Source organism: Kineococcus endophyticus (genome assembly GCF_040796495.1).
In the GTDB taxonomy this organism is placed as follows: Bacteria; Actinomycetota; Actinomycetes; order Actinomycetales; family Kineococcaceae; genus Kineococcus; species Kineococcus endophyticus.
Map to the genome: position 1 here is coordinate 1 of NZ_JBFNQN010000029.1, position 8,235 is coordinate 8,235.

Here is an 8,235-nt window from a genome sequence, read left to right on the forward strand (position 1 = left end):
GGGGGGAGACGCACGGAAGGGGTGGACCACGCCCCCGTGGCCACCCCTTCCCGGAAGCTGCATCTCACACCGTGGGACGCCACCTCGGCCTGCCGGCTCGATGGTCTGCCGCCTTGTCTCCGCCGGGGCGGAACCTCACCGGGTGATGGGCCGGGTCTTGGCGCAACGCGCACCTCACCGGGAAATGGGCCGGGTATCGGCACTGCCACCGGTCAGAGCCGTAGCCCCAACCGCATGAGGACAGGGTAGCTCCATCCGAGGCCTGTCGTCAAGTACAGCTTCGGCGCCTCCAGTATAGCAAAGACTCACATATTGAGGGTACGGTTTTGGGACGTCGAAAATACCGTTCGTGGATCTATGGACACTACGTCTGTGGTGCGATGATGACTACTTCCACGGTGAGAAGTAGCGAGGGCACATGGATCACACCGACAACCCGGAGGCGAGTGGCGACAGCTTCGCACCTACCGGCGCTCCCAGCACTGCCGAGAGCGCATGGCCTGCCGCGGTCACTCCTGCGTCGTTAGAGCTGACGTGGCCGTGGCCGCCGGCGCGTACTGGCCGGGTCTCGGTACCGGTCGCCTCGTTGCAGACGGCCCGGGACGTGGAGGCGAGGGCCCCGCGGCGGCTGGCGGCGCCGGTGCGCAAGCTGTTCGTGCGCCGAGAGGACGGGGTGCCCCCGTTGGCGGGTCTGTACGCCTCCGGTGGCCGCAGCGGGATCGTGGCGCTCAAGCTGTACCTGACCATCGTGTGGCGTTGCTCGACGGCCCCATACGAGACCAGCGCCCCGGCCCGGGGCTGGGCAAGCCTGCTAGGGCTGGAAGACCCCGCCGGGCGCGGCGCTCGCCGGGTCGCGGCGGCGTTGAAGACGTTGGCAGCTCATCAGCTCGTGCAGGTGACCTCCCGCGGTGGGCAGTCGCCGGTGGTGGCGTTGCTCGATGAGAGCGGGGACGGCTCGGACTACACGTTGCCCTCCACGGCCTACGCCCGCGCCCCCACCGGCCGGGGTGGGGACGAGGTGCGCGCGCGGAGCCGGTACTTCCTGCTGCCGGGCCGTCTATGGACCGAGGGGCACATGCAGTCCTTGGCCGGGCCAGGGCTGGTCATGTTGCTGATCTTGCTGGCTGAGCAGGGTGGGCAAGGGGTGCCGGTGTGGTTCAGCACCGAGAGCTTCCCGGCCCGCTACCGGATCAGTCACAAGACCCGCGCCGCGGGGACCCAGCAGCTCATCGCGCAAGGGCTGTTGCTCCTGGAGCGGCAGTCCTTGGCCGCTCGTCCGTATGCCAGCGACCTGGATGCTCGGCGCTATCGCAACGTGTATCACCTGCAGGGCGCGGCCCGGACTCGCGCAGAGCAGACGCCATGATCTCCCAGCGAGGTAAGCGGGAAGGGGCAGACGTGACGCCGGAGGTGATCGCGCAAGCACGTCATCTGGTCCATGGTCTTGTCCATGAGCTTGGGCCCCTTCACCGGCACATCGACCTGGCCGAGGTGTGCGTGCAGTACGGCCTGCCCGCACCTCCACCAGAAGGTCCCCCCGAGGACGCGCCCGAGGGCCCGCCGCGCAGCAAGCGCGACCGGCTGCAGGTCGTGCTCAAGGAACTGGACGCTCAACCTGAACCGGCCTACCTGGCAATCCTGGCTGCTTTCGTAAACCACGGGTTGGCGCCGGCTCAGCGCAACACCGCCGAGGACCTGCTGTGGTCCTTGCAGGCGTGGCCGCCGATCAGTGAGCGTGTCAGGCGTGAGGTGGCCGTCGCGCTGGACGAGGTCGGCTTCCCCCGGCACAACCCCGATGGGTTGATGACGGTCCTGCACCGCCTGTGGGTCCTGGAGGACGCCGCCACGTTCTGGGGAGCGTCGGGATTGGCCGAGGAGGTGCAGCGCCATGTGGTGGATAACGAGGATTGGACCGCGCTGCAGCTCTTCGAACGCCTGGGAGCGTTGAACGCCGGTGACCGCCGCTTCGCACTGTTCCTCCAGGCTCTGGCGTCCCACCGGGTGTGTCCGGACGAAACTCACCAGCAGGCGATGGTCGCAGTCCTTAACCCGGCGCTGGCGCGCGCGGGCGTGCGGATGGAGCAGACCGGTGAGGACGGTGGCTACCCGATCTTCACTCTGCTCAAGACGGGGGCGGCGCGCCGCCCGCCGCAGCTATTACTGTTCGCCTCCATCGACTCGAAACCTGATCTGCGCCTGGAAGACGTCTTGGACCAGCAGATCGGCGTGATGAACCCCGACACCGTCCTGCGCTACGACGAACCCGTAGGGACGGACGGGTTCACAGGAGCCCACCTACTGCAGTGGTGGTTGCGCCGACCCGACCAGGCCGGGCGTAACGAGCGTGAGGCCAAGGCGAACCTGTGGCGTCGACTCAGAGCTAGCCTGCCGGTGAACTCGCCACCGCAGCGGGCCCTGTTCGAGATCTACCACGACCTGTACGCCCGCACCACGACGGATGCAAACTTCTTCGCGCTGCTGCCGGAAGTGTGGGTCCACTGGGACCCCCGCACGAAGTCCCAGCGTGGCGCCGCAGCGTTGCAGACGCACCGAATGGACTTCCTCATGCTGCTACCCGGGAACGCACGAATTGTCATCGAGGTTGATGGACGGCAGCACTACAGCGACGGTGACCGCCCCAGCCCTGAGCGCTACGCCGCCACGGTGCGAGGAGGACGCCAGCTGCAGCTGAGCGGCTACCACGTGCACCGCTTCGGCGGCGCCGAGCTGATCGGTGAGCACGCCCGGCTCACCGTGCAGGAGTTCTTCGACGCCCTACTACAGCAGTGGGTGCCCTGACCGCCACAACAGCAGGAAGCCGAACGAGCACCCCTGACCCGCTGAGCACACCCGGCGCTCGCGGATCGTGCAGAACTGTCGTACGCGAGGGCGACACGTCCCACAGCCGGCGCGAGGCTCAAGCGTCCACGGCGCCGGTGGTGAGAGTGATTTCCGCTCGGATTACCCTTGACCGAGCGGATTGGTCTGCAGTATCAGGAGGTGCGTGTGGTGGCTTGAACAGCCACCCGCGTGGTCAGCTGCTGCTGGACTTGGGCGTAGACGTCGATGTTCAGCTCGGGAGCTACCCATAGTGATAGAACGACGGCGAAGTTGACGCGCTCTTCGCGCAATCCTCCGGCTTGGCCTCTGCACTTCACGGTGAGTTCAAGGTCGCTGCCCTGGCCGACGGCGACGGCCTTGTTGATCTCCCAGGTGACCTGCTGGAGTGTTCCTCGTTTGGGACGGTCTTTCAGGGCGCCGAGTGCGGTGCCGAGGTCGGTGAACCCGGTGGGGGCGGCGAACTCCAGTGCCGCGCGCCGATATTGCCGGTGTTGCCAGTTGATTGGTGAGAGCCAGGCGAGTGTCGCCGATACGCGTTTAATTCCTCGGGCCTGCAGCCCGTTGGGTAGTGGGAGCGAAAGTGTGCGTGACTCCTTGTCGCCGATGTCTCCCACGAACAAGATGGCGGCTTCGTTGGAGTCGCAGCCGTCGGCGAGGTACTGGGCCAGGGAGCCATATCCATGAGCGGAGTGGCGAAGTCCTTCATGAACAAGAAGGTCGTCAGGGACGGCGGCTGTGTGTGCGACGAACGCTTTCGTGGCGACGGCGAGTTCTGAACGGGTGAGGGGTCGGTCGGCCAGTTCGACAATCGTGTCGACTGCTCGGGCGGCGTCGCGCGAGACCAGGGCTGCGGCGGGGCTCGTGCCGACGGTGAATGCTTCTCCGCCCTGAGGGGCAGCGACTTTGATGCCTGGTCCACGTACGGTGTACGGAGCGAGGGCGACTTCGGTGGCTTCCCCCATCATGGGCAACTGGAACCGGGCCCGTCCTCCGGGGGCGATGATGTCGGGTTTGACCGAGCGGTGGTGGCCTGAGCCCAGGGCGCTGGTCGGGTTGATGATGAGTTCTCCGTCGGCTGGGTCGAACTGATACGCGAAGATCGGGACGTCGCCTGCTCCGTCGGTGTTGAGTGCTCCAACGGCCAAGGCGTTGATGGAGTCGGCCGGAGCGAGCAGGCTTCGGCGGGGAGTTGTCTGCGCGATGCCGGTGTTGACTGCCTTGGCTCGGGCGGGGCCGGTGAGTTGTAGTAGGGCGGTTGTTCCGCCGGGTACGGGAAGGGTCCTGTGGTTTCCCGCGGAGACGACCACGATGACCCCGTAGGTGGCGCTGAGCCAGTCCAGGGTGCGCGCCCATGAGGAGATGACCCCATCGAAGGGGGTTGCCGGGTCACCGACGGACAGGTTGATGATGACGACGGTTGGTGCGGCGGGAGGAACCTGGCCGTCACCTTCGAAAAGTTCGCGGAAGATGCGCCGCATCAGATCCGGGGCAAGAGTGGTGTCGGGGAGTTCTTCGGAGCGTCCAACGGTGTCGAGTGCAGGGACGAGGATTGGTCTGACGACGACCGGGCGTTGCGCGGGGGGACCGGCCAGGCTGCGATCTCCCCAGACGCAGAGGGAGGCCATGGCGGTGCCGTGCTGTCTCAGTTTGGTTTCAGCACTGGTGTATGAGCCGAGGTCGTCGGGGTCCAGTACGGAGATGCGGTCGGCAAGTAGCAGATGGTTCGCGACGGGGACGCCGTCCAGGACGCACAGCACGGGGTCACCGGTTGGCAGTGGAGCCGGGCTGGGTGGACCTGCTGGTGACTCCTCGGAGAAGCGGTGCGACTGGGCCGTGACGCGTAGGTACATAACGTGCGCCGATTTCACCGCCATGACTGCGTTGTAGTCGCCGCCGGCCAGACGCTGGAGAACGTCGAGGGGAACTTCGCACCTCAAGCCGTGGTAGCCGACCTCGGGGACTTGAGCACTTGAGATGACCTGCCCGCCGCCCTGCTGGATGAGGGTGATTACTTCGGTCTGGGCGCGTTGACGCGCAGCTTCGGACCCTCGGTACCACAGTTCGATCTCGATGCTGTGGTTCCCAGGGAGCATGCCGGCCAGAGCGGCGGCGACGTCTGTGGTTCTGACTCTGTCCTGCGGTCCCCAGGCCCGGACGTCCTTGAGGTGGGCGAACAACCGCTTTAGCGGCGCGTAGCCGGTGTCGACTTTGCCGGTGTCCTGCCACCTACGCCATTGCGTGAGGATGTTGGTCCGGGCCCGCTCGTTGACGCAGACGGCGTGAAGGCAGCCTGTCACGGGCAGGCTCTTGTCGACCGACGTGCGGGGGAAGTCAGGGTCGGGTTCGAACTCGCGATCAACCTCGGTCAGAATCTCCAGGCCGGCAAGGACAGCAACGTCGCTGAGGTCTTCTCGCTCATCGAGCGACTCGAACACGATGACGAGCTGTGGGTCACTGGCACCGAAAGATGCGGTCAGGGTGGCCTGGTCCGCGAAGGCGTTATCGAGGTCGGCAAAACGGCTCGCGAGACGTTGTCCCTGCCGAGCAGCAGAGGGAAGAGTGACCTTTGGTCGGCCTCCAGTGTTGGGGGAGAAGGGGACAGCCGGCCCCATGGGTCCCCAAAGCACCGGGCGATGGACGGAGGGTTGCTCAGTCATCGTGCGTGGGTCGGGCTCGGTTCGACCAGATGCGTAGGAGGCGCTCGGTCACGGCATTCGGGTCGGCGTCAAAGCCGTCGAGGATTTGGCGGCGACGGACATCTTCTGCAAAGTCTTCGACCTCGGCGTAGCTGGCGTCGTGAAGACGGTCTGCGATGCTTCGTTGGGACTTACCCAACTGCACCCCCGTGCGAGCGGACCAGGCGCGGAGAAGTTCGATCTTGCCTTCGCGGGTTGCTTTGGGCAGGGACAGGCGGACTTGCATACGGCGCCAGACTGCGCGGTCAAGAAGTTCTGCATGGTTGGTAGCGGCGATGACGATGACGTGGCTGGGTAGACGGTCGATCTGGAGAAGGAGAGAGCTGACCACTCGCTTGATCTCGCCGGTCTCGTGCGTGTCACCACGTTCCTTGGCGACGGCGTCGAACTCGTCGAAGAAGAGCACGCAGGGGCGCACGCGTACCGCGGCGAACAAGGTGTCCATGCGGCTGGCGGTCTCGCCGAGGAAGGAACCGATGAGCGCTTCGTAGCGCACCGTCAGCAGAGGAACGGCGATCTCAGTGGCGACGGCTTCGGCGAGTGTGGTCTTGCCGCTTCCTGGAGGCCCTTCTAGCAGGATTCGGTGCCGTGGCTCGACGCCGTGGCTGCGGAGGAGGTCGCGGCGGTGGTGCTCCTCGATCACGTCGCTCGTGGCCTGGCGAACGGCTGCCGGCAGCACGAGGTCTGCGATGCGACTCGTTGGCTCGGACTCGTGGAACAGGCCGGCCGACTCTTTATGACGTGAGAGGGGCGAGACGGATGATCCAGGGCTTTGCCGTCGTGTGAGTGCTTCAGCCAGCTGAGAGGCGAGCACCCCGTGCTTCTTAGCGTTCTCTTCGGCGATGAGTGCCTCAGCGGCACGCCGGAACGCTAGGTCGTCTCCGCCGGCACCGGACTGGACCAGCGCCAGGAGTAGGTCACTGCGCGCCATGGTCTGCCCTCTCTTGTCCTGCTCATCTTCGCAGAAGGTCATCGGCCAGCTCGTACGTGCGGGCCGCGAGTCGCAGACTGCCATCGAGACTGGTGGGGAGCCATCCTCGCACCAGGGCCAGTCAAGTCGGCGCCGGTGTCTGGGCCCGGGACGGCGCCCACAGCCGGAGCGAGGGGTCCAAGGCGCCCAGGGCGTCCAGGCGATGATGGAGGTCCCGGAAGCCGTTCAGGACGAGGGGAGTCGGCGGCGGTCAGCAGGCACCGAATGATCATGGTTGCAGGCGGTATGGCGCCAGCTCGGTCACTTCCGGTCCATGATCACGGGTCGGTGGACCGGGGAGCGTGCCCGCTTCTCCAGGGGCCGGCGGGGCGGTCACGGGCGGTCACGGGGCGGTCGTAGCTGTTGGCCCTGGGGCGCGGTGTCCTCACCTCCGGTGCAGCGGGGCTCGTGCCGTCTGCGTCGTCGGAGGTGTCTTCCCCTTCCCCTTCGGGGGTCTCCTCGTTGTCCCCGGTGCGGACGGCGGTGGCGAAGTCGATGAAGAGGTTGCCCACGGTGACGGTGTAGTGCTCGACCTTGTCCAGGGCTTGTACGGCGGTGATCGCGCCCCGGTAGATGCCCAGGCCGAGAAGGAGGCCGAAGATCACGGCGAAGACGCCCTCGCTCCCCGCGCGAAGGTGCGGACGAGAGTGTGGATGCTGCCGCGTAGGGTCGCCGGTTCCCGCGCTGGCGCTCAGATCGGGTGGATCGGGGGTCGCGGAGCCGGTAGGCGAGGCGGATGCCTCCACCGATAGCGAGTGCGACGGCGAGGGCTATGGCGGCGGGAAAGTAGCTCCGCCGTTCTCGCAGCCAGGGTGACGTCTCGTCGCGGGCTTGGCCGGCTGCCGGAGGGAACTTACACGCGCGTTTGGGTACCCGTGTCGCGGAGTACTGGTCGGGACGGGGTTGCTCGATGGGGGTGCTGGTGACGTGGCCCAGGAGCCCGCCCCCGGCGCCGCAGCAGGGGCCAGCAGCGGCAGGGCCAAGCGACGGGGTGGCGCCGGTGTCGGTGCTGCGGGTGGTGGGGTCGCGCAGGGGGTAGGCGACGGTTATCACCCCGGCCGCTACGGCGAGGCAGGCCACGGCGGCGGTCAGCAATTGCGGGGTGGTCATGGTTGGTCTCACGGCCCGGGTGGCCTGCGCACGGCATGCGCCCACTCGATGACCCGCAGGACGCTCGTTGGGTTCGCATCGAGAACCCCGACGGTTGTCGGTGCTAGTTCTTCCTGACCACCGGGGGAGGTGAGTTTACGAGTTAACTCGGGGCCGACAGGCCCGCCCGAGAGTTTCTGGGCAGTGAGGGCGGAGCCCGACAATAGTTGTTTCCACGAACTAAAAACTACGAACTCAACGAGTTTGGCCCACCGGCTGTCGGTGCAGGGTTTCGGACGGGGGGAGGCAGATGTTGGGGGAAGTGTGTCGCGCGCCAGCGCGGCAACCTCGCCTGGGCGACAACCGGATGAGGTGGAGGGGGTTCAGCGGTGGTCGGGGCAGGGGCACGCCAGGCCCGCTGGCGCGGGCGAGGTTCGCGCGCCAGCGCAGAACTCGCCTGTCTGGGGCTGGGTTTCAGTCTAGGTATCTCGAAACTCTGGCACTCCCAACGGCCCGAGCGAGCGCCAGCGAGGGAGAGCCGTTGCTACGCAACGGCTTACGAAACTGCAGGCCGCGCCAGCGGCCACATGGTGCACAGCTCGCGCGCCAGCGCGAGGGCACGAGGCGGCGCGTCAGCGC

At 66.7% G+C, this 8,235-nt stretch carries 5 protein-coding genes; 2 read left to right on the forward strand and 3 right to left on the reverse strand.

Annotation, left to right across the window (positions count from 1 at the left end):
• Positions 1 to 640: 640 nt before the first annotated feature.
• Positions 641 to 1,366 (forward strand): hypothetical protein, encoded by a 726-nt coding sequence (locus tag AB1207_RS24245; RefSeq protein WP_367641388.1) that lies wholly within the window; start codon positions 641 to 643, stop codon positions 1,364 to 1,366.
• Between the two features lie 32 nt (positions 1,367 to 1,398).
• Complete coding sequence (locus tag AB1207_RS24250; protein ID WP_367641389.1) at positions 1,399 to 2,799, forward strand: AbiJ-related protein; 1,401 nt, start codon at positions 1,399 to 1,401, stop codon at positions 2,797 to 2,799.
• Between the two features lie 194 nt (positions 2,800 to 2,993).
• Here the strand turns inward: AB1207_RS24250 and AB1207_RS24255 are convergent, their stop codons facing one another.
• The 3 genes from AB1207_RS24255 to AB1207_RS24265 all read right to left on the reverse strand — a co-directional run bounded on the left by AB1207_RS24255 (position 2,994) and on the right by AB1207_RS24265 (position 7,112).
• Positions 2,994 to 5,276 (reverse strand): S8 family peptidase, encoded by a 2,283-nt coding sequence (locus AB1207_RS24255; RefSeq protein WP_367641390.1) that lies wholly within the window; start codon positions 5,274 to 5,276, stop codon positions 2,994 to 2,996.
• A gap of 214 nt (positions 5,277 to 5,490) precedes the next feature.
• Entirely contained in the window at positions 5,491 to 6,510 is a 1,020-nt protein-coding gene (locus AB1207_RS24260; protein WP_367641391.1) for an AAA family ATPase, read from the reverse strand.
• A gap of 275 nt (positions 6,511 to 6,785) precedes the next feature.
• Complete coding sequence (locus AB1207_RS24265) at positions 6,786 to 7,112, reverse strand: hypothetical protein (RefSeq protein WP_367641392.1); 327 nt, start codon at positions 7,110 to 7,112, stop codon at positions 6,786 to 6,788.
• Positions 7,113 to 8,235 lie beyond the last annotated feature (1,123 nt).

Excerpts from the sequence above, each read along its gene's own strand:
- AB1207_RS24260 (WP_367641391.1), bottom strand. The coding sequence starts at position 6,510 with ATGACCTTCTGCGAAGATGAGCAGGACAAGAGAGGGCAGACCATGGCG.